Origin of the sequence: Compostibacillus humi (assembly GCF_014637175.1) — a bacterium.
Lineage (GTDB): Bacteria > Bacillota > Bacilli > Bacillales > Amphibacillaceae > Oceanobacillus > Oceanobacillus humi.
This window is the reverse complement of record NZ_BMEV01000054.1, coordinates 1-23,156: the sequence shown is the minus strand read 5'-3', so window position 1 is coordinate 23,156 and position 23,156 is coordinate 1. Positions and strand designations below refer to the sequence as shown.

The 23,156-nt window shown below is 43.7% G+C and carries 24 protein-coding genes; 16 read left to right on the top strand and 8 right to left on the bottom strand.

All coding sequences use genetic code 11. The annotated features are described in order from the left end of the window. Positions 1–240: 240 nt before the first annotated feature. The gene (locus tag IEV18_RS12855) at positions 241–852 is read left to right on the top strand and encodes a transglutaminase-like domain-containing protein (protein WP_188392793.1); all 612 of its coding nucleotides are present in this window, start codon (positions 241–243) and stop codon (positions 850–852) included. 50 nt (positions 853–902) lie between these two features. Here the strand turns inward: IEV18_RS12855 and IEV18_RS12850 are convergent, their stop codons facing one another. Continuing rightward, positions 903–1,619: a YebC/PmpR family DNA-binding transcriptional regulator gene (locus tag IEV18_RS12850; RefSeq protein ID WP_188392792.1), complete on the bottom strand. Its 717-nt coding sequence runs from the start codon at positions 1,617–1,619 to the stop codon at positions 903–905. 262 nt (positions 1,620–1,881) lie between these two features. Between IEV18_RS12850 and folE the strand changes: the two genes are divergently transcribed. The 3 genes from folE to IEV18_RS12835 all read left to right on the top strand — a co-directional run bounded on the left by folE (position 1,882) and on the right by IEV18_RS12835 (position 4,769). Next, a complete protein-coding gene (gene folE, locus IEV18_RS12845) occupies positions 1,882–2,517 on the top strand; it encodes a GTP cyclohydrolase I FolE (RefSeq protein ID WP_188392791.1) in 636 nt (211 codons plus the stop codon). A 24-nt stretch (positions 2,518–2,541) separates the two neighbouring features. After that, the gene (locus IEV18_RS12840; protein WP_188392790.1) at positions 2,542–3,303 is read left to right on the top strand and encodes an SDR family oxidoreductase; all 762 of its coding nucleotides are present in this window, start codon (positions 2,542–2,544) and stop codon (positions 3,301–3,303) included. Between the two features lie 95 nt (positions 3,304–3,398). Further along, positions 3,399–4,769: an RsmB/NOP family class I SAM-dependent RNA methyltransferase gene (locus IEV18_RS12835; protein ID WP_188392789.1), complete on the top strand. Its 1,371-nt coding sequence runs from the start codon at positions 3,399–3,401 to the stop codon at positions 4,767–4,769. 84 nt (positions 4,770–4,853) lie between these two features. On the opposite strand, the gene csaA is transcribed toward IEV18_RS12835, so the two are convergent. Then, positions 4,854–5,186, bottom strand: a complete 333-nt coding sequence (gene csaA / locus IEV18_RS12830; protein WP_188392788.1) for a chaperone CsaA — start codon at positions 5,184–5,186, stop codon at positions 4,854–4,856. Between the two features lie 249 nt (positions 5,187–5,435). On the opposite strand from csaA, the gene fabF reads away from it, so the two are divergent. Further along, positions 5,436–6,677 carry a beta-ketoacyl-ACP synthase II gene (fabF, locus tag IEV18_RS12825; protein WP_188392787.1) on the top strand — a complete coding sequence of 414 codons (1,242 nt, stop codon included), beginning with the start codon at positions 5,436–5,438 and terminating at the stop codon, positions 6,675–6,677. 40 nt (positions 6,678–6,717) lie between these two features. Here fabF and IEV18_RS12820 read toward each other — a convergent pair whose 3' ends face one another. Next, the gene (locus IEV18_RS12820; protein WP_188392786.1) at positions 6,718–7,752 is read right to left on the bottom strand and encodes a S66 family peptidase; all 1,035 of its coding nucleotides are present in this window, start codon (positions 7,750–7,752) and stop codon (positions 6,718–6,720) included. Positions 7,753–7,915: 163 nt separating this feature from the next. On the opposite strand from IEV18_RS12820, the gene IEV18_RS12815 reads away from it, so the two are divergent. From IEV18_RS12815 to IEV18_RS12785, 7 genes are all read left to right on the top strand, one after another. Beyond that, entirely contained in the window at positions 7,916–8,674 is a 759-nt protein-coding gene (locus IEV18_RS12815; protein WP_188392785.1) for a MerR family transcriptional regulator, read from the top strand. A gap of 117 nt (positions 8,675–8,791) precedes the next feature. Next, on the top strand, positions 8,792–9,094 hold the full coding sequence (locus IEV18_RS12810; protein WP_188392784.1) for a metal-sensitive transcriptional regulator: 303 nt from the start codon (positions 8,792–8,794) through the stop codon (positions 9,092–9,094). A gap of 12 nt (positions 9,095–9,106) precedes the next feature. Continuing rightward, the gene (locus IEV18_RS12805) at positions 9,107–11,491 is read left to right on the top strand and encodes a heavy metal translocating P-type ATPase (RefSeq protein WP_188392783.1); all 2,385 of its coding nucleotides are present in this window, start codon (positions 9,107–9,109) and stop codon (positions 11,489–11,491) included. A gap of 21 nt (positions 11,492–11,512) precedes the next feature. Continuing rightward, positions 11,513–11,719, top strand: a complete 207-nt coding sequence (copZ, locus tag IEV18_RS12800) for a copper chaperone CopZ (protein WP_188392782.1) — start codon at positions 11,513–11,515, stop codon at positions 11,717–11,719. Positions 11,720–11,877: 158 nt separating this feature from the next. Continuing rightward, on the top strand, positions 11,878–12,780 hold the full coding sequence (gene cyoE, locus IEV18_RS12795; RefSeq protein WP_188392781.1) for a heme o synthase: 903 nt from the start codon (positions 11,878–11,880) through the stop codon (positions 12,778–12,780). Positions 12,781–12,945: 165 nt separating this feature from the next. Then, a complete protein-coding gene (locus IEV18_RS12790; RefSeq protein ID WP_188392780.1) occupies positions 12,946–13,776 on the top strand; it encodes a glycosyltransferase family 8 protein in 831 nt (276 codons plus the stop codon). A gap of 73 nt (positions 13,777–13,849) precedes the next feature. Then, positions 13,850–14,425, top strand: a complete 576-nt coding sequence (locus tag IEV18_RS12785; RefSeq protein WP_188392779.1) for a YpjP family protein — start codon at positions 13,850–13,852, stop codon at positions 14,423–14,425. A gap of 37 nt (positions 14,426–14,462) precedes the next feature. Here the strand turns inward: IEV18_RS12785 and IEV18_RS12780 are convergent, their stop codons facing one another. Then, positions 14,463–15,176, bottom strand: coding sequence for an NAD-dependent protein deacylase (locus IEV18_RS12780; protein WP_188392778.1), 714 nt, complete (start codon positions 15,174–15,176; stop codon positions 14,463–14,465). Between the two features lie 131 nt (positions 15,177–15,307). Here IEV18_RS12780 and htpG point away from each other — a divergent pair, with 131 nt between their 5' ends. Beyond that, positions 15,308–17,188, top strand: coding sequence for a molecular chaperone HtpG (gene htpG, locus IEV18_RS12775; protein ID WP_188392777.1), 1,881 nt, complete (start codon positions 15,308–15,310; stop codon positions 17,186–17,188). Between the two features lie 46 nt (positions 17,189–17,234). Here htpG and IEV18_RS12770 read toward each other — a convergent pair whose 3' ends face one another. Genes IEV18_RS12770 through IEV18_RS12755 form a run of 4 tightly spaced genes read right to left on the bottom strand, consistent with a single transcriptional unit; the run spans position 17,235 to position 21,000 of the window. Beyond that, positions 17,235–18,308: an ABC transporter substrate-binding protein gene (locus IEV18_RS12770; RefSeq protein WP_188392776.1), complete on the bottom strand. Its 1,074-nt coding sequence runs from the start codon at positions 18,306–18,308 to the stop codon at positions 17,235–17,237. Beyond that, positions 18,305–19,099, bottom strand: coding sequence for an ABC transporter permease (locus IEV18_RS12765; protein WP_188392775.1), 795 nt, complete (start codon positions 19,097–19,099; stop codon positions 18,305–18,307). Before IEV18_RS12765 ends, IEV18_RS12770 begins: the two co-directional genes overlap by 4 nt. A 1-nt stretch (position 19,100) precedes the next feature. Further along, positions 19,101–19,901: an ABC transporter permease gene (locus tag IEV18_RS12760; protein ID WP_188392774.1), complete on the bottom strand. Its 801-nt coding sequence runs from the start codon at positions 19,899–19,901 to the stop codon at positions 19,101–19,103. Further along, entirely contained in the window at positions 19,891–21,000 is a 1,110-nt protein-coding gene (locus IEV18_RS12755) for an ABC transporter ATP-binding protein (protein WP_188392773.1), read from the bottom strand. The genes IEV18_RS12760 and IEV18_RS12755 overlap by 11 nt, the downstream gene beginning before the upstream one ends. Before the next feature lie 198 nt (positions 21,001–21,198). On the opposite strand from IEV18_RS12755, the gene IEV18_RS12750 reads away from it, so the two are divergent. From IEV18_RS12750 to IEV18_RS12740, 3 genes are all read left to right on the top strand, one after another. Then, positions 21,199–21,813, top strand: a complete 615-nt coding sequence (locus IEV18_RS12750; protein WP_188392772.1) for a TetR/AcrR family transcriptional regulator — start codon at positions 21,199–21,201, stop codon at positions 21,811–21,813. A 73-nt stretch (positions 21,814–21,886) separates the two neighbouring features. Continuing rightward, positions 21,887–22,297: a Spx/MgsR family RNA polymerase-binding regulatory protein gene (locus IEV18_RS12745; protein ID WP_188392771.1), complete on the top strand. Its 411-nt coding sequence runs from the start codon at positions 21,887–21,889 to the stop codon at positions 22,295–22,297. Between the two features lie 47 nt (positions 22,298–22,344). Then, on the top strand, positions 22,345–22,635 hold the full coding sequence (locus IEV18_RS12740; protein ID WP_188392770.1) for a hypothetical protein: 291 nt from the start codon (positions 22,345–22,347) through the stop codon (positions 22,633–22,635). Positions 22,636–23,156 lie beyond the last annotated feature (521 nt).

Here is a 23,156-nt window from a genome sequence, read left to right as displayed (position 1 = left end):
CCATTTTGGATCCATAGAGAGAAAAACAGGCATCAAAAGTGCTCTTTTGCACCAAATTTTCGGATGCCTGTTTTTGTTTCAAAGTCAAGCTTTATTTTTGGGTAAACTTAAAAAAAATTCAATAACAGTTTATTAAAAAAATAGAGAAAAGTAGAAAAACAGGACCGAAGATGATATACGTCACATCTTCGAAAAGCGGAAAACAGTATACTAAAGGGAAAAAGCAGGGGGTGTTTTCTTATGGAGCTGATCATTAAGAGCAATTCTCTAACGGATTTCCTGGAAGAAACGGACATTATTAATTATCGGCATCCAGCAATCCAAAAACTTGTTGCGCAAATAAAGAAGGAGAAGAAAACAAAATCAGAACGGGCGGAGGCGGCATTTAACTTCGTTCGTGATGAGATTCGGCATTCCTTTGATATTGACGGCAAGGACATCACAATTACCGCCTCGGAAACGCTGGAGAAAAAAGAAGGGATCTGTTTTGCAAAAGCCCATTTGCTGGCAGCGCTGCTGCGGGCGATGGAAATACCGTGCGGATTTTGTTATCAAAAGGTAACGAGGAAAGGTACAATAGAATCAGGCTATGCGCTGCACGGGCTGAATGCGGTCTGCTTAGAAGACCGATGGTTTCGTGTTGATCCGCGGGGGAATAAGCCGGGGATTTCGTCCGAATTTTGCATAAACCAGGAAAAATTAGCCTATGTAATCCATCCTGAATTAGGAGAAGAGGATTATCCGTATGTTTTTCACCGGCCGTTGGCAGAAGTCATTCAGGCAATGAAAACATCGCAGGATTGCGGTGAATTATTTTACAGACGGCCGGAAAGCATATCAGGAGTCAGCTAAACGCATCAGAAAAGGAGCCGTCCCTGATTTCCCGGACTGCTCCTAAAAAATTAATCGACATCTACGTTATGGTACACTTGCTGAACGTCTTCCAACTCTTCCAAAACGTCAATCAGTTTCTCAAACTGGTCCAAATCGTCTCCGCTTAAAGCTACCTCGTTTTTCGGAATCATGGACAATTCGGCTACGGTAAACTCGGCAATTCCTGCATTTTTCAACGCTTCCTGGACAGCGTGGAATTGATCCGGTTCAGCGTAGACGATAGCTATTCCATCTTCTTCAAAAATATCTCTTACGTCCAAGTCTTCTTCCATTAACAGCTCCAAAATGTCATCAGCTGCTTTCCCTTCTATCCCGAACACGGCGGTCGCGTCGAACATGTAGGAGACGGACCCGCTCACTCCCATATTTCCGCCGTTTTTGCCAAATGCTGCCCGCACTTCCGAGGCGGTGCGGTTTACGTTATTTGTCAAGGCGTCAACAATAATCATGGATCCGCTTGGGCCAAAGCCTTCATACCGGTGTTCATCATAGTTTTCATCCGTTGCGCCCTTCGCTTTTTCCAGCGCCCGGTCAATAATATGCTTCGGCACGTTATACGTTTTCGCCCGTTCCAATACCATTTTTAATGTTTGGTTTAATTCCGGGTCTGGCTCCCCATGTTTGGCAGCGACGTAAATTTCCCGGCCGAATTTGGCATAAATTCTGCTGGTGTTTTTATCTTTTTCTGCTTTTTTATATTTAATGTTTTGCCATTTGCGGCCCATTGTTTTCCATCTCGCTTTCCTTCATAATCTATATAAAACTATAAAGTGAAAAACGGTCCTTTTCCACCGTTTTATTAAAATAATAATTTTCATTTTTTTCGACCAAAATATGCCAGCAGCTTTATTTCCGATATTTTATTTAATTGGTTACAATAAGATATAATGGCAAAGAATTGACCGGCAGAGCTTAACATACTATTCTATGAGTATAAAAAATGATTGTTATATGATAATTTTTTTAAATAGAAGCGAGGTAAAAACAATGGCAATGAATGAATCATCGATTCTCTACGACGAATTAGTGAAAGTTCACGGAGATGATCCGGTAAAAATAGAAGAAAAAATTGCCCAATCGAAAAACTTTATGCAAGCAGTAAGGGATTTAATCGAAGTGTGCGGCGATGATCCGAACCGCAACGGTTTGGAAGAAACACCGCTTAGAGTGATTCGGGCATTTTTAGAATATACGGAAGGATATCGGGATGATCCGAAAAAACATCTGGAAAAGGTATTTGATGTGGACCATGAAGATATCATTATGGTAAAGGATATTGAAATATTTTCCATGTGTGAACATCACTTTGCTCCCTTTTTCGGGGTAGCCCATATCGGCTATATTCCAAATGGAAAAATTACCGGTCTTTCGAAAATTGCCCGGATGGCCGAGGGGTACGCAAAGCGCTTCCAAGTACAGGAACGGCTGACAAATCAGATTGCCAACGCGATGGATGAAGTGCTTCAGGCCCAGGGCGTTATGGTCGTTATCGAGGCGAAACACATGTGCATGTGCGGAAGAGGCGTGCGCAAATCTGATGCGGTGACAAAGACAATTGCCACTAGAGGTGTTATGAAAAACGAGGAGAAACGGATGGAGTTCTTATCCCTTCTGAAAGATTAAGAAAAACAAAGGAAGGTGAAGCGGGTGAGACACGCGATAATCACTGCGGGTACGAAAGGTTTGGGGAAGATGGTGACCGAATCCTTTTTAAAAAAAGGCTATTCCATTACCGTCAATTACCGCAGTGATGTGGGAAGAGTAGAAACGTTGAAGAAGGAATGGGGAAATTATTTGGATCGTCTCCAATTTGTCCAGGGCGATATTACAAAAAAAGAAGATATAGTCCGTATTGTGGAACAGGCAACGGAACGGTTTGGCCGGATTGACTTTCTGATCAACAATGCGGGCCCTTACATCTTTGAGCGGAAGAAGCTGGTAGATTATACCGACGAAGAATGGAATGAAATTATTAACGGGAATTTGACATCCGTCTTCCATTTTGCCAAATTGGTCATTCCTTGGATGCGAAAACAGCAATTCGGCCGGATTATTACGTACGGCTTTCAAGATGCGGAAACTGCTCCAGGATGGATTTATCGTGCCGCATTCAGCGCGGCGAAAGTCGGTCTCGTTTCCTTGACGAAATCCATTGCCATCGAGGAGGCGGAAAACGGCATTACGGCCAACATGGTCTGTCCCGGGGATATATCCGGGGAAATGAAAGAAGCAAATATCCAGTCCGCCAGGCTGCTGAACGATCCGCTGACACCGATTGGCCGGCCGGCTACCGGAGAAGACATCGCCCGAATTGTTACTTTTTTATGTGAAGAGGATTCGGATATGATTACCGGGAGCATCATTGCCGCCACCGGCGCCGTTGATGTGATCAACCGGAGAAGGAAGTAAACAAAGAGGACCTGTACGGTTCTCTTTTTCTTTCGTGTTGGGACGAAAAGCTCCATGTGGTAGAATGATTCTCATAATGGACAAGAGGTGACGGTATGGACTTGCCAAAAGACTTTACAACGAAAATGCAAAGCCTGTTGCAGGATGAATTCCCCGACTTTCTTCAAAGCTATGCACGGGAACCGGCACAAGGGCTGCGTGTCAATACATTGAAAATTACGGTAGATGATTTTAAACGAATCGATCCCTTTACATTGCGGAAAATTCCTTGGGCGGAGGAAGGATTTTTCTACGGCGGGCTGGAGAGGCCGGGAAAACACCCTTTTCATGATGCAGGGCTTTACTATATTCAAGAGCCAAGTGCGATGGCTGTCGGAGAGATCGTCGCGCCAGAGCCGGGCGAGAAGATATTGGATTTATGTGCCGCCCCGGGAGGAAAAACGACCCACATGGCAGCGAAAATGAATGGGGAAGGCTTGCTCGTTGCCAATGAAATTCATCCCGCCCGTGCCAAAATCCTTTCCCAAAATATCGAGCGGATGGGGATTAGAAATGCGATTGTGACGAATGAAACGCCGGAGCGGCTTAGCAATAAGTTTCCCGGCTATTTTGACCGGATTTTAGTCGATGCCCCCTGTTCCGGCGAAGGAATGTTCCGCAAAGACCCTGAAGCGCGGGCAGAGTGGAGTCTGGAGCAGGTTGCCCGCTGCGCCATCCGCCAGCAGGATATATTGGAACATGCTGCCAAAATGCTAAAAGCGGGAGGGCGCCTCGTTTACTCAACATGCACCTTTTCCCCGGAAGAAAACGAAGGAGTCATCAACAGCTTTATTCGCAGTCATCCTGAGTTTCTAATCGAAACAGCGGATGGATATAAAGGATTTAGCCGTGGCCGGAAAGAATGGAGCGGGGACACGGAAGCGGATGTGGAAAAAACGATTCGGCTTTGGCCTCATAAGCTGGAAGGCGAGGGGCATTTTATTGCGGTATTGCGCAAAACTGACGGCGAGGAGATAACAGGGAGAAACATTACCAAGCCATTAAAGGACAAAGGGATACTAAAAGATTATTACCGGTTTGTTAAGGAAAATTTGCAGATGGAACCAAGCGGGAACTTTTATCTCTTTGGCGACCATCTTTATATCCTTCCTGAAGAGGACATCTCTTTGAAAGGGCTAAAAGTTCTTCGTCCCGGCTGGCATTTAGGGACGTTGAAAAAGAACCGCTTTGAGCCGTCCCATGCCCTCGCCTTGTCATTAACGAAAAAGGATGCAGCATTTACATGGAATTTGCCGGCAGAATCAGCTGAAATGGCAGCTTATTTAAAAGGGGAAACGTTAAATGGCGGAGAAGGGAAAGGCTGGTATTTGATGCTCGCTCAAGGATACTCGATAGGATGGGCGAAATGCGCAAACGGGTTATTGAAAAATCACTATCCGAAAGGGCTGCGCTGGAAAGGAATGTAACGCAGCTGCTGCGGTCTGGGCACGCGTAAATATGGAAATGAAAGCAAAAAGGCTCCTATCTATTGGATAGGGACCTTTTTTGCTTCATGCAACGGGAGTGCCGTTTTCTACCTGCTGTTCCGGCTGCAAGAGGACGACATCCCCCTCTTCTAGAACACCGCCAAGTACGAGAACTTCCGACTTAAATCCTGCGATTCTCCTTGGAGGAAAGTTCACGACAGCGACTACTTGTCTTCCGATTAATTGTTCCGGTTCATATCTTTTCGTAATTTGGGCGGAAGACTGTTTCGTGCCGATTTCATCGCCAAAATCAATCTGCAGCTTAATGGCCGGTTTTCTCGCCTCGGGAAACGGTTCGGCCTGAATAACGGTGCCAATGCGCAAGTCCAATTTTAAAAAGTCCTCTATCGTTGCCATTAGCTAAATCCTCCTTCTATCATGTTTATTTAATTATCCATTGTAACAGCAGAATAGGAATATGCAAAATTTTCCTTCGAGAAACGACGATGACGCCAAAAAGAGCGGGGAAAAGACAGAATTTTTTAACTGTCAAGCATCAGCATTACAGAAAAAGGCATTTCACATTATTTTCAATTGCTTTTCTTTCTCGGTATAATAGAGTTATAGTTTATAGTTTTCGAGATTGAAAATAGGAGAGAATGAAAAGTGAAAAAAAGAGTCGTAATCACGGGAGTCGGAGCAGTAACCCCCCTTGGCAATGATGCATTCTCCACTTGGGAAAATATTAAAAACGGTGTTTCGGGCATTGACACGTCAACTGTGATTGATAAAGAAAAGGTAGATGTAACGATCGCAGGGGAAGTAAAAGGCTTTAAACCGGAAAACTATATGGATAAGAAAGAAGCGAAACGGATGGGTCGCTTTAGCCAGTTTGCAATTGCAGCAAGCAAAATGGCTTTGGAAGATGCCGGATTAACGGTAGGAGACAATGCTCATCCGGAACGGGTCGGAGTTTGGATTGGCTCCGGGATAGGCGGGATTGGTGATTTTGAAGAGCAATTTACGAGATTTTTAACGAAAGGCCAGCGTCGAGTCAGCCCTTTTACTATCCCGATGTTCATCCCTGATATGGCATCCGGACGGGTATCGATGGAAATTGGTGCGAAAGGAATTAACAACTGTTCGGTGACAGCCTGCGCGTCCGGTTCGAATTCCATCGGTGAAGCTTTTCGTGCCATTCAAAATGGCTATGCCGACGTCATCGTTTCTGGCGGGACAGAATCAGCTATTACCGAAATGACAATTGCCGGCTTTTCCAATATGACTGCTTTGTCAAAAAATCCCGATCCGAAAAAAGCATGCAGACCTTTTGATAAAAATCGGGACGGTTTCGTTTTAGGCGAAGGATGCGGCATTCTTATTTTAGAGGAATTGGAACATGCGAAGAAACGGGGAGCCCGCATTTATGCAGAAATAGCCGGATACGGCGCCACGGGAGATGCGTATCATATTACCGCGCCTGCTCCCGACGGAGAAGGAGCACAGCGGGCAATGAAAGAAGCGCTCCAAGATGCAGGAGTTGCCCCGGAACAGGTCGATTATATTAATGCCCACGGGACGTCTACTCCGTACAATGATTTGTTTGAAACGAACGCCATTAAAGCAGTGTTTAAAGACCATGCATATCAACTGGCGGTGAGCTCCACCAAATCGATGACCGGCCATCTTCTGGGCGGTGCCGGCGGGGTGGAAGCGGTATTCAGTGTCTTGGCTATTAAAGATCGGATTATGCCGCCGACGATAAATTACGAAACCCCTGATGAAAACTTAGATTTGGATTACGTTCCGAATGAAGCGAGAGAAAAAGACTTGCGTGTCGTCCTTTCCAATTCTTTAGGATTTGGCGGCCATAACGCTACCTTGCTATTTAAAAAATATGAAGCATAAAACCAGCGGCAAAGGCGCCGCTGGCTTTTTTTCGATTATTTTATTCTTCTACACCGCTTTCAAGGATGGCGAACGTCCCTTTCTTGCAATTAATTTCAGCAAGAGCACCATACGGGATAATGCATTTCGGCTCGGTATGGCCGAAACAGACATTATATAAAATCGGAAGATCCGTTAAACCGTATTCTTTCATGACCGTTAAAATCTCCTGTTTATATTCGTCGTAATACGTCTCCCCATAGGGCTTGGCGAAAAGAATCCCCTTCGCCTTTTGCAAAATGCCTTGGGCAGCATAGTTTCGAAGAGCATAGCGGAGATTGGCTGGTTTCATTGTTTCCTCGGACGTTTCAAAAAAGAGAATGGCATTTTCCCACATTGAATGATCCGGCCACAGATCCGTTCCTTTCACAAACTCCAATACGTCGAAACAGCCGCCAATAAGCCGGCCTTGTACGGTGCCGGAGCCCTGCAGCACTTCATATCCTTTATTTGGATATACTTTTCTTCTCGTATTTTTATTTTTTATATCCCACTCCAAATATTCGCTCGTCCAATGGGCTGGCGGTCTGATTTCCCCGATTGTCTCACTGGAGAAAAGGGTCCGTTTTACCGCTTCGATTGTATATGGGTCCATCTCTACATTTTCAGAAAAGTCCACTAAGACAGCCGGACCATAAAAAGAAGAGACTCCCGCTTTCAGACAGAAAAGATGGGAAACAGTCGTATCCGAATAGCCGATAAAGATTTTCGGGTTATCCCGGAGGACGGAAAAATCGATGTACGGCAGCAGCCGGATGCTGTCTTCCCCGCCGATATTGGAAAAAACCGCTTTAATGCTCTCATCGGAAAAAGCGGTCATTAAATCTTCCGCCCTCGCTTCCGGGTGTTCGTACAAATAATCCGATCCTTTTAAACTATGGGGCATTGCCACTACTTCCAGGCCAAAAACCGTTTGCAGACGCTCCACCCCCTGTTCATACCTCCAGCGGAGTTCCTGGTCCCCGGCACCGCCCCAGGAGAGACTGACGGTAGCTACTTTATCTCCTCGCTGCAATTTTTTCGGTTTAATCAGCAAGAAAATTCCCCCTTCCTTTATGGTAATATTAGGAGAACTATAACATATCTGGTGAAAATTAAAACCCGAACAAGGGAAAAATAAATTGAATTTCTTTCAAAAAACCCCTTGACCTTTACGTTGCGTCAAGGTTGACGATAGGAATTGTCAGGAGGGTTCGCCAATGGAATATACGGTAAAAGAACTGGCACAGCTAGCCGGTGTAAGCAGCCGCACGCTGCGATATTATGATCAGATCGGTCTCTTGAAACCGGCACGGATGAATGAATCCGGGTATCGTATTTACAGCAGCCAGGAAGTGGATATACTGCAGCAAATTCTGTTTTATCGGGAATTGGGTGTACCGCTGGAACAGATTAAGGAAATCATCCACGATCCGGCTTTTGATGAAGAAAAAGCGCTGCAGCATCATTACGAACAGGTAAAACAAGAGCGGGACCGTCTTGACAAAATTTTAGCGACGATCGAAAAAACGCTTATCAGCAAAAAAGGAGGAAAAGAAATGCAAGATAAGGAAAAGTTTGAAGGGTTAAAGGATAAGTTAATGCAGGAAAACGAAGAGAAATATGGAAAAGAAATCCGGGAGAAATACGGCGAGGAGACGGTGAAGAAGAGCTACGAAAAATTTAGAAACATGTCAGAAGAAGATTTCAAGAAAATGCAGGCCATCGAACAGGAAGTGTTTGCCTTAATGAAAAAAGTGGCAGAAACGAAAGACCCGACGTCCGCAGATGCCCGAAAGCTTGCTGAAAAGCATAAAGAATGGCTCATGTTTTCATGGCCTGATTACAGCAAGGAAGCCCACCAGGGACTGGCGGAAATGTATGTTGCCGACGAACTTTTTTCCGCCTATTATGATAAAGTTGTTGCCGGCGGAGCAAAGATTCTCCGGGATGCGATTGTGCATTACGTCAACCAATAAGGAAAACAGGGTATTTCCCAGTAGGGGGAATGCCTTTTTTCTTTCGGTGCTTATGGATTGACTACAATACCCTAGAAGGGTATAGTATAAACAGAATATACGAGGAAGGTGTTCCCTATGGATAAATTTTTGCACGATCACCCGGTAAAACCGAGAACAAAGGATGAAAAACAAGCGGTCATCAACCGGTTAAAGCGGATTGAAGGTCAAGTCCGCGGCATTCAGAAAATGGTGGAAGAAGACCGTTACTGTATGGATATCTTAGTGCAAATCAGCGCTATTCAGTCCGCATTAAAACAAGTAGGTTTTTCTGTTTCCGAACGGCATATGAAGCATTGTGTCCATAATGCAATCCAGTCTGGAGAAGGGGCGGAAATGATTGAAGAATTGCTTGGCGTAATGAAACAGCTTACCAAGTAGGAGGGAATCGGGATGAGTAAAGTGAAACAAGTAACCCTCGGTGTGACAGGAATGACTTGTGCTGCCTGTTCCAATCGGGTCGAAAAGGTGCTCAATAAAATGGACGGCGTCGAAGCACAAGTGAACTTGACGACGGAGAAGGCAACGGTTCAATTTGATGCGGATAAAGTGACGTTAAACGATATTGCGGAAAAAATTGAACATATCGGCTATGGCGTACTGACAGAAAAGGTCGAGCTGGACGTATTCGGCATGACTTGTGCCGCTTGTTCCAGCCGGATTGAGAGGGTGCTGAATAAGCAGGAGGGAGTTAAAGTTGCCAGCGTCAATTTAGCCACCGAGAGCGCCGCCATTGAATATAATCCAGGGCTATTGGATATGGAGCAAATCATTAAAAAAATCCAAAGCCTAGGGTATGACGCAAAACGGAAAGCAGAATCGGAAGAAAAACAGAGCCAAAAAGAACAGCAAGTGCAAAAAATGAAACGTAAGCTGATTCTTTCTGCTGTTTTATCATTTCCCCTATTATTGACGATGCTTGTTCATCTATTTGGCATGACGATTCCGGATATTTTCATGAATCCGTGGTTTCAGTTTGCATTGGCCACTCCGGTGCAGTTTGTAATCGGCTGGCAGTTTTATGTCGGCGCCTATAAAAATTTGCGAAACGGCGGCGCCAATATGGACGTTCTCGTTGCCCTCGGCACGAGTGCTGCTTACTTTTACAGTGTATATGAAGGAATAAAAACAGCGGGAAATCCAAATTATGAGCCGCATCTTTATTTTGAAACGAGTGCGGTGCTGATTACGCTTATACTTTTTGGGAAATATTTAGAGACAAGAGCAAAAAGCCAAACGACGAACGCCATCTCGAAATTGCTCCATTTGCAGGCGAAGGAAGCCCGGGTAATCAGAAACGGAGAGGAAAAAATGATCCCTGTAGAAGAAGTCGTTGTTGGCGACAGACTTCTTGTGAAACCAGGGGAAAAAATACCTGTGGACGGGATTATCATCAAAGGACGGACTGCGGTGGACGAATCGATGCTTACCGGCGAATCGATCCCGGTGGAAAAGGGGCAAGATGATGCCGTCATCGGTTCTACCCTTAATAAAAACGGACTGATCGAAATGGAAGCGACAAAAGTCGGCAAAGATACGGCACTCGCTTCCATTGTGAAAGTGGTGGAAGATGCGCAAGGTTCGAAAGCCCCGATTCAGCGGCTGGCCGACGTCATTTCCGGCTACTTTGTGCCGATTGTCGTCGGGATTTCCATCGTTACCTTTCTCATTTGGATTATCTTCGTTCAGCCTGGCCAGCTGGAGCCGGCACTTATCGCCGCCATCGCGGTGCTTGTAATTGCCTGTCCTTGTGCATTAGGACTGGCAACACCGACGTCGATTATGGTCGGCACAGGCAGGGCAGCGGAAAACGGTATTCTTTTTAAAGGCGGAGAACATTTAGAGCGGACCCATGCTTTAGATACAATTGTCCTCGACAAAACGGGGACGATTACGAAAGGGCAGCCGGAAGTTACTGATTTTACCGGAGATAAGGAAGCGTTACAGCTGCTGGCAAGTGCCGAAAAAGGATCCGAGCATCCCCTTGCTGAAGCGGTCGTTGCCTACGCAACAGAAAAAGGGATTGACTTTCTGGAAGCAGACCGGTTCCGTGCGATACCCGGCCACGGTATTGAAGCGGAAATCTCCGGAAAATCGATTCTTGTCGGGAACCGTAAATTGATGAACGAATACGACATAGAGATTGCAGATGCAGAAAAACAAGCCGAAAACTTGGAAACTGCCGGAAAAACCGCAATGTTCGTAGCTGTTGACGGCACTTTCCGGGGAATCGTCGCGGTGGCCGATACGGTGAAAGAAACGGCAGCAGAGGCAATCCGTCAGCTGAAGGAACAGGGGCTGGAAGTTATCATGCTGACAGGGGATAATGAACGGACAGCAAAGGCGATTGCTAAACAGGTCGGAATTGGACAAGTTATCGCCCAAGTACTGCCGGAAGAAAAGGCGGATAAAGTGAAGGAGCTGCAATTGCAAGGGAAAAAGGTAGCTATGGTCGGAGATGGCATTAATGATGCTCCAGCCCTTGCCGTAGCAGATATCGGCATTGCCATCGGCACCGGCACCGAAGTTGCCATTGAAGCAGCGGACGTAACGATACTTGGCGGGGAATTATTGTTGATCCCGAAAGCGATTAATATTAGTCATGCCACGATGAAAAATATTCGGCAAAATCTGTTCTGGGCATTCGGATACAATACGGCAGGAATTCCGATTGCCGCCTTTGGCTTTCTCGCTCCGTGGATCGCCGGAGCAGCTATGGCATTAAGTTCCGTCAGTGTTGTCACCAATTCGCTCCGTCTGAAGAGGGTGAAAATATAAGCCTTTAAAGGAGGTGAAATAATGCAAACAACGACATTGGATGTTCGGGGCATGTCCTGCGGCCACTGCAAAATGTCAGTGGAAGGCGCCTTAAAGAAATTGGCAGGAGTTTCCGAAGTACATGTTAACTTGGAAACCGGCAAGGTGGAAGTCACATATGATGAAGGAAAAGTAACCTTGGAAGCCATGCGGCAAGCAGTGGAAGACCAAGGCTATGATGTAGCATAAACTTTATAGAAACGCCCCCTTCCTTTTGGAAGGAGGGCGATTGTTATTTTGGCAAGGGACGCTTCTTAACATCTATCTTTTGCAGTATATTTTGTATCGTTTATAATGTAGGTAATGGACTTATTGATATTATTGTTTAAGGGATAGAGGTAGAATAAATGCAAATTGCACAGAAGAGTAATTATTCGCAAATTCTCGCTAAAACGGTGAAAACAGGAATTATTAAATCGAATTTAATTCCGATGCTTGCCGGTTTAACTTTAGCCATGTATACGTACGGGGTTGATCCGTTCAGCAAAGTGCTGGACGTTATTTTAGCCATCATTGGCACTGCTTTAGTGATTGGCGCTGCCGGCGCTTTCAATAATTTGTACGACCGGGATATTGATTCGATAATGGAGCGAACGAAAACCCGGCCGACCGTGACGGGAGAACTGTCCGCAAAAACGGTATTGTGGATTGCCGTCGTCATGGCCATTTTAGGTATTGGCGCCCTGTTGCTTACAACGCCGCTGGCAGGATTTCTCGGCTTTTTAGGGCTGTTCTTATATGTCGTCCCTTATACGATATGGACGAAGCGAAGAACGGTATACAATACAGAGGTTGGCAGTTTATCCGGCGCCATGCCTCCTCTTATTGGCTGGGCGGCCATTCATCCGGATATTACCCATCCTGCCATCCTCGGCTTGTTTGTAATTTCCGTTATTTGGCAAATGCCCCATTTTTATGCCATCGCCATTCGCAGACATGAAGAATATAAAGCAGCGAACGTCCCGATGCTACCCGTCGTCAAAGGGGTAAAGCGAACCTATATCCAAACGAATGTTTATTTAGTCATTTTAATTGCAACGAGTTTTCTCTTTAAATCGTTAAGCCTCGGTTTAATGCTCGTTTCCTTATTAATGAGTATCATCTGGCTGATTTTAAGCATGTACGGATATAAAAATGCCGATTCGAAAAAATGGGCAAAACTTTTATTTATATACTCTCTACTCTATATGACGGTTATCTTTACGACGGTCATTATCTATGCGGTCGTTGGCATCTTTTTAAATCTATAACAATACGGGAAAAAATACTCTATGGGTATTTTTATTGCCGGAAGTGCGTATAGAACATTTGGAATAGTCTTTTTTGCAAAGGAATATATTGAAAGAAGGAGGAGTAAATGCTCCGGAGTTTGTTAAAATAGAATTAAGCTAGATTACGGAAATGGGGGTATAGGTATGAATATTTTAGTTACGTTAAACGCCAACTATATCCATCCGTTGAAAGTAATGCTCAAGTCCTTATTTCTCAATCATCCGGCAGCATCTTTTACAATATATTTGATGCATTCCTCATTAACGGAGGAGGAAGTTGCGGGAATCCGGCAGTATATCGAAGGGAACGGCCAGCGATTGGAAGTCGTTCCGATCAAAGAAGATTACTTTGCCGATGCCCCGGTGGTGAAACATTATTCGAAGGAAATGTATTATCGCCTCCTTGCGTATAAGTTTTTGCCGGAAGAAATGGAACGGATTCTCTATTTGGACCCGGATATTTTAATCATCAATGATATTACGGAATTGTATGAAATGGACTTATCCGGATATTTGTATGCTGCCGCCTATCACGACCGTGCCTCCGTAAAGGAGATAAATAAATTGCGGCTCAAACCTTATGAAATTGAAGCCTATTACAACTCGGGCGTATTATTGATGAACCTTGTGGAACAGCGGGAGAAAATAAAGGAAGCGGATATATTCGAATTTGTCGAATTGAATCGAAAGAAGCTAATTTTGCCGGATCAGGATATTATTAATGGCCTTTATTCGAAACATATTAAAGATATCGATGAGCTAATCTATAACTTTGATGCGAGATTTTACAGCTATTTTAAACTGCTGGGAAAAGTAGATATGGATTTTGTCATTAACCGGACCGCCATCCTTCATTTTTGCGGCAAGAAAAAGCCATGGCATAGCAACTATTCTGGGAAATTCCACTCCCTATATAAACACTATGAACGTCTGGCGTTGCGAACTTCCTCCGATTATGCAGTAACAAAAATGTAACGATTTTTTCGTATCCAAATTCCCCCTATGCGTGATATGATGATATATATGGACCGTAGAGGGGGGCCTATCGATGAAACGCTGGCTGAACAAAATGCTTGTCATCTTTGTTACAATCATTACGCTCGGATTCTATGTACCTGCCAATCTATTAGAAGTAGATGCAGAGAATAATAAAAATAATATTCCTAAATCGAATGTAGATGACGAGTCCTCCGAAGATTCACTTCCCGGCGAAGCGTTAACGAAAGACGAAGCCCTGTCGGTGTTATCGGAACAGGCAAAGGAACAGACATTGAAAAAGTTTGGACCGAGAATCACTCCCCAAGTCGAGGATGAATTCTATTCCCGCATTTTGCCGAACATAGAAATTGCTCTGAACGAATTGATAGAGAAAACGGAAGGCGATTACCGCAGCTTAAGCATTACGGAAGAGCCGGCAAAGGGCTATGGCGAACGGATTTTCCATGTGTACAATGAAGAAACAGGGCAGGATATCGCCCTATTCCACGTCCGCCGGGACAACCGGCCGCTAGAAGGCTACTATTTTAATTTCCACTATCATATAAAAAACGATGAATTTAAAGAACATCATACAATCGGGGAAATTTACTGGGATAAAAATACCCCGCCAAAGTGGATGTCATAAATAAAAATAACGCTTGGAGATTTGTCTCCAAGCGTTTTTAATTTAGCGAAGCATCCAATTCCTGCAGCAGCTCGCCGATCTTTTTGTCTTGAATGACTAGATCAGCATACATATCCAGTTCCGTTTCTTCCTGATTAACGATTACAAGTTTTGCTCCATTATTTTTCGCGATAAGAGGAAACTGGTTTGCCGGCGTCACACTTAAGGAAGAACCGAGAACGATAAATAAGTCGCTCGCCTCTGCTTCTTCCAAAACAAATTGGAAAGCATCTTGGGGAAGGGTTTCCCCAAACAGGACGACTGAAGGACGCAATACGCCGCCGCAGCTGCAATAATAAGATTTTTCCACGTACTCGCTGCTGTCGTAAGTTTTCCCGCAAGACTGGCAATGGAGTTCCTGCAGTGTGCCGTGGAGTTCGGCTACTCGCCTGCTTCCGGCTAATTGATGGAAACCGTCAACATTTTGGGTAATAACCGATTGAATCCTGCCCTCTTTTTCCCAGTTGGCTAAAATATAATGGCCCTGATGGGGACCGTACTCTTTCACTCCGAGCACCCGCTCGCGGTAAAAGGCAATAAACTCCTCCACGTTTCGGTTTAATGCATCCACACTGGCAATTTTGCTCGGGTCCTTCTGTTTCCATAAACCTTTTTGGGAGGAACGAAAGTCTGGAAGGCCGCTTTCTGTCGACATCCCCGCTCCGGTAAACACAACCGCATATTTCGCTTCTTCCAGCCATTTTTTGAGCATCGATACCCTCTCCTTTATCCTATATTTCCTAAATTTTGACAGTCAAAAACGGATATGTTATTAAAAGTATAGAGATTATCACTCAGGAAGCGAGAGTGCTAATAATTTTTTGGGAATAAGGGGTGGACACAATGGAAAAGAAACAATTTCAGGCGGAATCGAAAAAGCTATTAGATATGGTCATCAACTCCATCTATTCAAAACGGGAAGTTTTCCTCAGAGAATTGATTTCCAATGCCAGTGATGCCATCGATAAATTGTACTACCGGGCATTGACGGATCAAAATATGACATTTAATAAAGAAGACTACTATATCCGAATTATACCAAATAAAGAGGAGCGGACGCTAACGATACTCGATACGGGAATTGGGATGACGAAGGAAGAACTGGAATCCAACTTAGGTACGATTGCCAGAAGCGGTTCTTTTAACTTTAAAGAAGAACATGAAATGAAAGATGGCTACGACATTATCGGCCAATTTGGTGTCGGCTTCTATGCGGCATTTATGGTGGCAGACCGGGTAACCGTCGTCAGCAAATCGATCGATAGTGATAAAGCATATAAATGGGAATCAACGGGACCAGACGGATATACGATTGAACCGGCAACGAAAGAAACCGTTGGGACGGAAATTATATTACAGCTGAAGGAAAATACGGAAGAGGATAACTACGATGAATACTTGGAAGAATACCGGCTGAAACAAATCGTGAAGAAGTATTCCGACTTTATCCGCTATCCGATTAAAATGGATGTAACGGAACGGAAATTAAAAGAAGGATCCGATAACGAATACGAAGAAGTGAAAGAAGAACAGGTTATCAACTCCATGGTTCCGATTTGGAAGAAGAACAAAGCGGAATTAACGGACGAAGATTATGAAAACTTTTATCAGGAAAAACATTTCGGGTTTGACAAGCCGTTAAAACACATCCATATCAATGTAGACGGTGCCGTCCGTTACAACGCCATTCTCTATATTCCGGAACAGGCTCCATTTAACTACTATACGAAGGATTACGAAAAGGGACTGGAACTGTACTCCAACGGGGTGCTGATCATGGAAAAATGCGGCGATCTCCTGCCGGATTATTTCAGTTTTGTAAAGGGAATGGTTGATTCGGAAGATCTGTCTTTAAATATATCCCGGGAGATGCTCCAGCATGACCGCAGGCTGCAGCGGATTGCAAAAAACATTAAGAAGAAAATAAAAAGCCAGCTGCTCAGCATGCTCCGGAATGAACGGGAAAAATATGAGAAATTTTTCAAAACCTTTGGTCAGCAGCTGAAGTATGGCGTGTACAGCGATTTCGGGGCAAACAAGGAAGAACTGCAAGACTTGCTGCTCTTCTATTCCTCCAAGGAGAAAAAATTAGTGACGTTGGAAGAATATGTAAAACGGATGCCAGAGGAGCAAAAATATATTTATTATGCGACAGGAGAATCGGTGGAACGAATCGATAAATTGCCGCAAACCGAACTCGTTGCGGATAAAGGATATGAAATCCTCTATTTCACGGAGGAAGTGGACGAGTTTGCCATCAAAATGTTAATGAGCTATAAAGAGAAGGAATTCCGCTCCGTTTCCAGCAAAGACTTAGGCTTTGAGGAAGAGGAAAAAGAGGAGCAGGAAAAAGCCGAAGAAAATAAAGAGCTTTTCCAGGCAATGAAGGACATTTTGAAGGACGAAGTGAAAGAAGTCCGGGCATCGAAACGGCTAAAATCCCATCCGGTATGCATTACGGCAGACGGAGAAATTTCCATCGAAATGGAAAAGGTTATCAACGCCATGCCGGATAGCCAGCAAATTAAAGCGGAAAAGGTGCTGGAAATTAATGTCGATCACGATATTTTCCAAGCATTGAAACAAGCCCATGAAGCAGAAGATAAAGAGAAGTTAGCCCTCTTTACGAAAGTGCTGTACAACCAGGCCCGGCTGATTGAAGGATTGCCGATTGAGGACCCGGTGGAATTTACGAACGATGTATGCAAAGTGATGGTTTCTTAATAAAAGGGATGTACCGGCATATGCTGGTACATCCCTTTGTTTTCTGCTATTTCCGATACATTTTAAATTCTAAAAACAAATCGTTATAATAGGCGAGATGTTCCCGGCCGAGGTTTTCGTAAACTTCCAGCCGTTCAGTCAGCTCCGGGGAAGGATAAAACCGTTCATCCTCCACCATATCTTCCGGCATATATTTTAATGCTTCTTTATTTGGCGTCGAGTAGCTGACGTACTCCGTATTCAGCGCATTGATTTCCGGGTCGAGGAAAAAGTTAATAAACTGGTGGGCCCCTTCAATGTTTTTCGCGGTTTTCGGAATGACAAAGGTGTCAAACCATAAGTTTGAACCTTCCTCTGGCACAACATAATCGAGATTTTCGTTTTCCCACATCATATCTGCCGCATCTCCCGACCAGACAACGGCAATTGCCGCTTCTTCATTTTGCATGAGCAATTTGTTTTCGTCCCCGACAATTGCTTTAATATTTGGCGTAAGTTTTGTCAGCTTTTCGTAAGCTTCCTGCAAATGATCCCGGTTCGTATCGTTTAAGGAATATCCTAGGCTGTTTAATCCCATGCCGATAACCTCCCGGGCCCCGTCGACTAACAAAATGTCGTTTTCTAAAGCAGGGTCCCACAGGTCATTCCAGCTGGAAAACTCTTTTCCTTCCAATAACTTTGTATTATAAACGATGCCGACAGTACCCCAAAAATAAGGAAGGGAATATTTGTTGCCCGGGTCATAGGAAAGGTCCATAAACCGTTCGTCCAAATATTTCATATTGGGGATTTTGCTATGGTCCAATTCGACGAGCAGGTCTTCCTCCATCATTTTTTGCACCATATACTCAGAAGGAACTGCGATATCATACGTCGTTCCGCCCTGTTGAATTTTCGTCAGCATCGCTTCATTGGAATCAAAGGTTTCATAAATAACAGTAATTCCCGTCTCTTCTTCAAACTGTTCCACCAGTTCCATATCGATATAATCGCCCCAGTTAAACACGGTGAGCGTATTTTCTCCCGAGTATCCTTCCGTCGCATTGAGGCGGTTAATAGCTGTGAGCAAAACGGCGGATAAGAGCAAAACCGCAATAAAGGCTTGCATTAATTTTTTCATTTTCTAAAGTTCACTCCTTTGACTCCGCTCCGCTGACTTAAGTAATAATAGATCAGCACAAGGACGATGGTGACGAGGAAGAGGATCGTTGACAGCGCGTTGATCGTCAGAGAAATCCCCTGCCGTGCCATGGAATAAATTTCAACGGACAGCGTGGTAAATCCGTTCCCGGTGACAAAAAAGGTGACGGCAAAATCGTCCATCGAATAAGTTAACGCCATGAAAAATCCGGCGAAAATCCCCGGAGTAATATAGGGCAATACGACTTTCGTCAGCACTTCCCACGAGTTAGCCCCCAAGTCTTTTGCGGCGTCCACCAAAGACGGGCTCATTTCCATCAGCTTCGGCAACACCATCAAGACGACAATCGGAATGCTGAAGGCGATATGGGACAGCAATACGGAATAAAAACCGAGCTGAAAGCCGATAAACGTAAATAAAATTAAGAAGGATGCCCCGATGATAACGTCCGGGCTGACGATAAGCACGTTGTTCAGAGCAAGCAATGTTTGCTGCTGCCGCTGTTTTAGCGACCGGAGAGCTATTGCTCCAAACACGCCGATAATTGTCGAAATTAAGGCGGATAGAAGGGCGATTACAACCGTGTTTAAAACGATAATGAAAAGCCTCGTATCCTGGAAAATTTCTTCATACCATTCCCACGTAAAGCCGTCAAACCCGCTCATCGTTCCGCCGCTGTTGAAAGAGTAGAAAATCAAATAAAAAATCGGTGCATATAGAATAAAGAACATAAAGATTAAAAAGATATTAGCTGCTGATTTTTTCCCCATCTTATGCACCTCTCCTTCGAAAGCCGGTCAGAGCCATAATCAGGAACATGGCGATGATTAAAAAGACGGCGATCGTCGACCCCATTCCCCAATCCTGGGTGACGAGAAAATGCTGCTCAATGGCCGTACCGAGGGTGATAACCCGGTTGCCGGCAATCAGTCTTGTCAGCATAAATAAGGATAATGACGGAATAAAGACGACTTGGATACCTGATTTCACCCCGTTTAACGTTAACGGCAAAATGACCCGGCGGAAGGTCGTCCATTTGGAAGCACCCAAGTCTTTTGTCGCATCGAGCAATGACGGATTGAGATTGTCCAAGGCATTGAAAATCGGCAAAATCATAAACGGGATAAAAATATAGACGGAAACGAAGACGAAGCTAAAATCAGTAAAAAGCAGCTGCTTTGTACCGATGCCAATGATGTCCAAAAATTGATTGGCAGCTCCATGGGCTCCGAAAATCCCGATAAAGGCATACGCCTTCAGAAGCAAGTTGACCCAGGAAGGGACAATGATCAGCAATAGCCATAATTGCTTATGCTTCGTTTTCGTCAGCAAATAGGCTGTCGGGTAAGCTGCTGCCAGCGAAATAATCGTAATTAAAAAAGCATACCAAAAGGAACTGATTGCCATTTTCAAATAAACCGGTGTAAAAAACTTTCCGTAGTTCCCTACGGTGAAATTGCCGTGAATATCGAAAAAGGAATAATAAACGACGAGTGCAATCGGCGCAACGACAAATAAAATAATCCATCCGATGTAGGGAATCATATACAGAGTACGGGTTTTATTTTCCATCGCTTTCATCCTCCGTATACGATTCCAGCCGTTTATCAAACTCCTCCTCGGATTCGTTAAAACGCATAACATGAATCGCCTCCGGTTCAAAACGGAGGCCGATTTCCATTCCGACTTGTGCCTTTTTCGTCGAATGAACCATCCACTCATTTCCTTGTTCATCCACGCCGAGAATTTCGTAATGCACCCCGCGGAACAGTTGGGAGATGACTTTAATTTGGATCAGCCCCTGGTCCGGCGAAGTAATCTCCAAATCTTCCGGACGCAGCACGACTTCAATCGGCTCATTTCGCTCCATCCCTTTATCGACGCAGGCAAAGCGTTTTCCGGCAAATTCCACAACATAGTCTTCGATCATCGTACCTTGAATAATGTTCGATTCGCCAATAAAGTCGGCAACGAAACGGTTAATCGGTTCGTCGTAAATATCATTAGGAGTGCCGCTCTGCTGGATTTTCCCTTTATTAATTACAAATATTTCGTCGGACATTGCCAGCGCTTCTTCCTGGTCGTGGGTGACGAAAATAAAGGTAATTCCAAGCCGGCGCTGCAATTCCCTTAATTCATATTGCATTTGGTATCGCAGCTTCAGGTCTAAGGCAGACAAAGGCTCGTCCAGCAGGATAACTTCTGGTTCATTGACAATCGCCCGGGCGATGGCAACCCGCTGTTTTTGGCCGCCGGACATATCTTGAATGTCCCGGTCTTCATAACCGTTTAAATTGACAAAGCTTAATGCTTCCTTAACTTTCTTATCTATTTCCGATTTTTTCATTTTTTTAATCCGTAATCCGAAGGCAACATTTTCATACACATTTAAATGGGGAAAAAGGGCATAATCTTGAAAAACCGTATTCACCTGTCTTTTATTTGCAGGTATATCGTTTACCTTTTTTCCATTAAAAAAGATCTCTCCAGATGTTGGTTCCGTAAAACCGGCAATTAATCTTAAAATCGTCGTCTTACCACATCCAGAAGGACCTAGTAACGTATAAAATTTCCCCTTTTCAATTTCAAAGCTGACATTGTCAAGAACAACCGGATCTTGGCCGTATTGTTTCGTGACGTTTTTAAACTGGATAATGGTGCTTGCCAACACGTAGCCCCCTCTTGTTTGGATTTATATCGAAATTATTATACACGAAATATTTTCGATTGAAATCCCCTTTTTTGACATAAAAATACATTTTTCGACAGGATGGATTTATTGTCAAATATGTGACAATGTGTCATCAACATTGACTTATGACACCGTGTCACTTACAATGATTTTAGAAAGAGATACGGAGGAAGGAAATTGCCGAAACAAACGTTTTTTAACTTACCTGAGAAAAAAAGGCAAACATTGCTGAATGCCGCAGAGAAGGAATTTTCCCGAGTTCCTCTTTATGAAGCTTCCGTCGCCAATATCATTAAAGAAAGCGGTATCCCGCGAGGAAGTTTTTATCAGTATTTTGACGACAAGGAAGACTTATACTATTATTTGTTAAATCGCTATACGGTCAAAATGAAAGAGTTGTTATTGCAATCGCTGCAAAAACAGGATGGAGACTTATTGGGCGCTTTCGGCGATTTTTTTGCGAAGGTGATTTATCAGCAAACAAATGAACGTAATGTAAAATTTTTAAAAAATGCCTTTTTGCATGTAGCGCAAAAAATGGAATTATCCTTCAGCCGCATATTTCTCGATAAAAGCCATCCTCGGTTTGAAGATATTTTAGATTATGTAGATTCATCCCGCTTAAATATACGCGATGAAAAAGACCTTCATCATATTATTCAAATTATTACTGCTGTTATTTTCCGTAATTTTGTAGAAAAGTATGCAAATAACCTGACGAATGAAGAAGCGGCAGCCCGCTTTCATAAGGATCTACAACTGCTGAAGGACGGTTTATATAAAGAAAAGTGAATCCAAATTTGGGTTTCGCTCGTATGTATTATGGACAGCATCGGAAAAATTTAAAGTAAATGGGGTATGATATATGACAGTGACAATATATGGAGCAGCATGTTCGTCAACAAGAAAAGCCCGGCAATGGTTTACCGAGCAGGGGATTGAATTTGTGGAACGGAATATTTTAAAGGAGCCTTTAACTGTAACCGAACTGCAAAATATATTGCGGATGACGGTGGATGGCACGGATGAGATTATTTCCACCCGGTCGAAAATTTATAAAGACTTAAATCTGGATATGGATGCTTTACCATTACAAACGTTGTTGGAACTGATTCACGAGCATCCAAGATTATTGCGCAGTCCGATTATCGTAGATGATAAGAGACTGCAAGTAGGTTACCATGAAGACGATATTCGGCAATTCCTGCCACGGAAAACCCGGGAGTATCAATGGCTAAAATGGAGGATGCGCCATCTGCAGCTGGCGGAAGGATAAGGTGATTACCAAACTGTTCTCTTTATCCGCTTTAGGGAAGTGAGAATATGAATCTGCTTGCCACGCAAACTTACATTAAGGTGGAACGCCGGGTCGATGGCTTAGAACAGCACGACGTAACGGAAGAACGAACGATGTTTTTATATCCGGACAAAATTGTAACGAAATACCACGAGTTTCCGATAAAGGAAGTGCTGGATATTTCCTATCGAATCATCGGCGGCAAAGGAGGCCTTCTTTACTTACATACACTTAGAGGAGTGTATCCCTTCATTGTTCAATCATCTCCAGAACGATTTGTGGAAAAATATAAGCAATACTGCAAATCATTCTTCTAATGGGTCCTCTAACGATAAAATCCCATAGGAAACATTTTCTCCCGAATAGGCGAGGGGTTCTTCTCCCGCCTATTTTCTTTTGCTTTATTAGGAATAACTAAATAAGTCCAATTACGAATGAGCTGCTAATTAATTAACTGTTCTCCGGTTTTTCTTTCGCACAAGATTCACTTTCTGATTGACTTTCTGCAAGATGAGACAATTGGACGATAACGTACAAACAATAGAAATTTTAAAAATCTATATCTTTATGTTAGTTATTACGATTAAGTTATTAATTTGTCCACATTTAATTCATCCACGAAAAGGTAATTAACGGTACTTACAATTTGTGGTCTTGAATTAATAAAATTATCCAAAAAATAACGTAAAGAGTTCTTTACAAATATTGGGAGCATATATTATAAAACTCAACTTTCGCAGTCGAAAAACACTAGTAAACACTTGATATGACTGAAAGAATTCACAACATTATATCTAAAAATGAACAAAAAAACATCCCTTTTTGGTAAAATATAGTC

Excerpts from the sequence above, each read along its gene's own strand:
- IEV18_RS12855 (WP_188392793.1), top strand. The coding sequence starts at position 241 with ATGGAGCTGATCATTAAGAGCAATTCTCTAACGGATTTCCTGGAAGAA.
- IEV18_RS12850 (WP_188392792.1), bottom strand. The coding sequence starts at position 1,619 with ATGGGCCGCAAATGGCAAAACATTAAATATAAAAAAGCAGAAAAAGAT.
- folE (WP_188392791.1), top strand. The coding sequence starts at position 1,882 with ATGGCAATGAATGAATCATCGATTCTCTACGACGAATTAGTGAAAGTT.
- IEV18_RS12835 (WP_188392789.1), top strand. The coding sequence starts at position 3,399 with ATGGACTTGCCAAAAGACTTTACAACGAAAATGCAAAGCCTGTTGCAG.
- csaA (WP_188392788.1), bottom strand. The coding sequence starts at position 5,186 with ATGGCAACGATAGAGGACTTTTTAAAATTGGACTTGCGCATTGGCACC.
- IEV18_RS12815 (WP_188392785.1), top strand. The coding sequence starts at position 7,916 with ATGGAATATACGGTAAAAGAACTGGCACAGCTAGCCGGTGTAAGCAGC.
- IEV18_RS12810 (WP_188392784.1), top strand. The coding sequence starts at position 8,792 with ATGGATAAATTTTTGCACGATCACCCGGTAAAACCGAGAACAAAGGAT.
- IEV18_RS12805 (WP_188392783.1), top strand. The coding sequence starts at position 9,107 with ATGAGTAAAGTGAAACAAGTAACCCTCGGTGTGACAGGAATGACTTGT.
- copZ (WP_188392782.1), top strand. The coding sequence starts at position 11,513 with ATGCAAACAACGACATTGGATGTTCGGGGCATGTCCTGCGGCCACTGC.
- cyoE (WP_188392781.1), top strand. The coding sequence starts at position 11,878 with ATGCAAATTGCACAGAAGAGTAATTATTCGCAAATTCTCGCTAAAACG.
- IEV18_RS12790 (WP_188392780.1), top strand. The coding sequence starts at position 12,946 with ATGAATATTTTAGTTACGTTAAACGCCAACTATATCCATCCGTTGAAA.
- IEV18_RS12785 (WP_188392779.1), top strand. The coding sequence starts at position 13,850 with ATGAAACGCTGGCTGAACAAAATGCTTGTCATCTTTGTTACAATCATT.
- IEV18_RS12780 (WP_188392778.1), bottom strand. The coding sequence starts at position 15,176 with ATGCTCAAAAAATGGCTGGAAGAAGCGAAATATGCGGTTGTGTTTACC.
- htpG (WP_188392777.1), top strand. The coding sequence starts at position 15,308 with ATGGAAAAGAAACAATTTCAGGCGGAATCGAAAAAGCTATTAGATATG.
- IEV18_RS12770 (WP_188392776.1), bottom strand. The coding sequence starts at position 18,308 with ATGAAAAAATTAATGCAAGCCTTTATTGCGGTTTTGCTCTTATCCGCC.
- IEV18_RS12765 (WP_188392775.1), bottom strand. The coding sequence starts at position 19,099 with ATGGGGAAAAAATCAGCAGCTAATATCTTTTTAATCTTTATGTTCTTT.
- IEV18_RS12760 (WP_188392774.1), bottom strand. The coding sequence starts at position 19,901 with ATGGAAAATAAAACCCGTACTCTGTATATGATTCCCTACATCGGATGG.
- IEV18_RS12745 (WP_188392771.1), top strand. The coding sequence starts at position 21,887 with ATGACAGTGACAATATATGGAGCAGCATGTTCGTCAACAAGAAAAGCC.
- IEV18_RS12740 (WP_188392770.1), top strand. The coding sequence starts at position 22,345 with ATGAATCTGCTTGCCACGCAAACTTACATTAAGGTGGAACGCCGGGTC.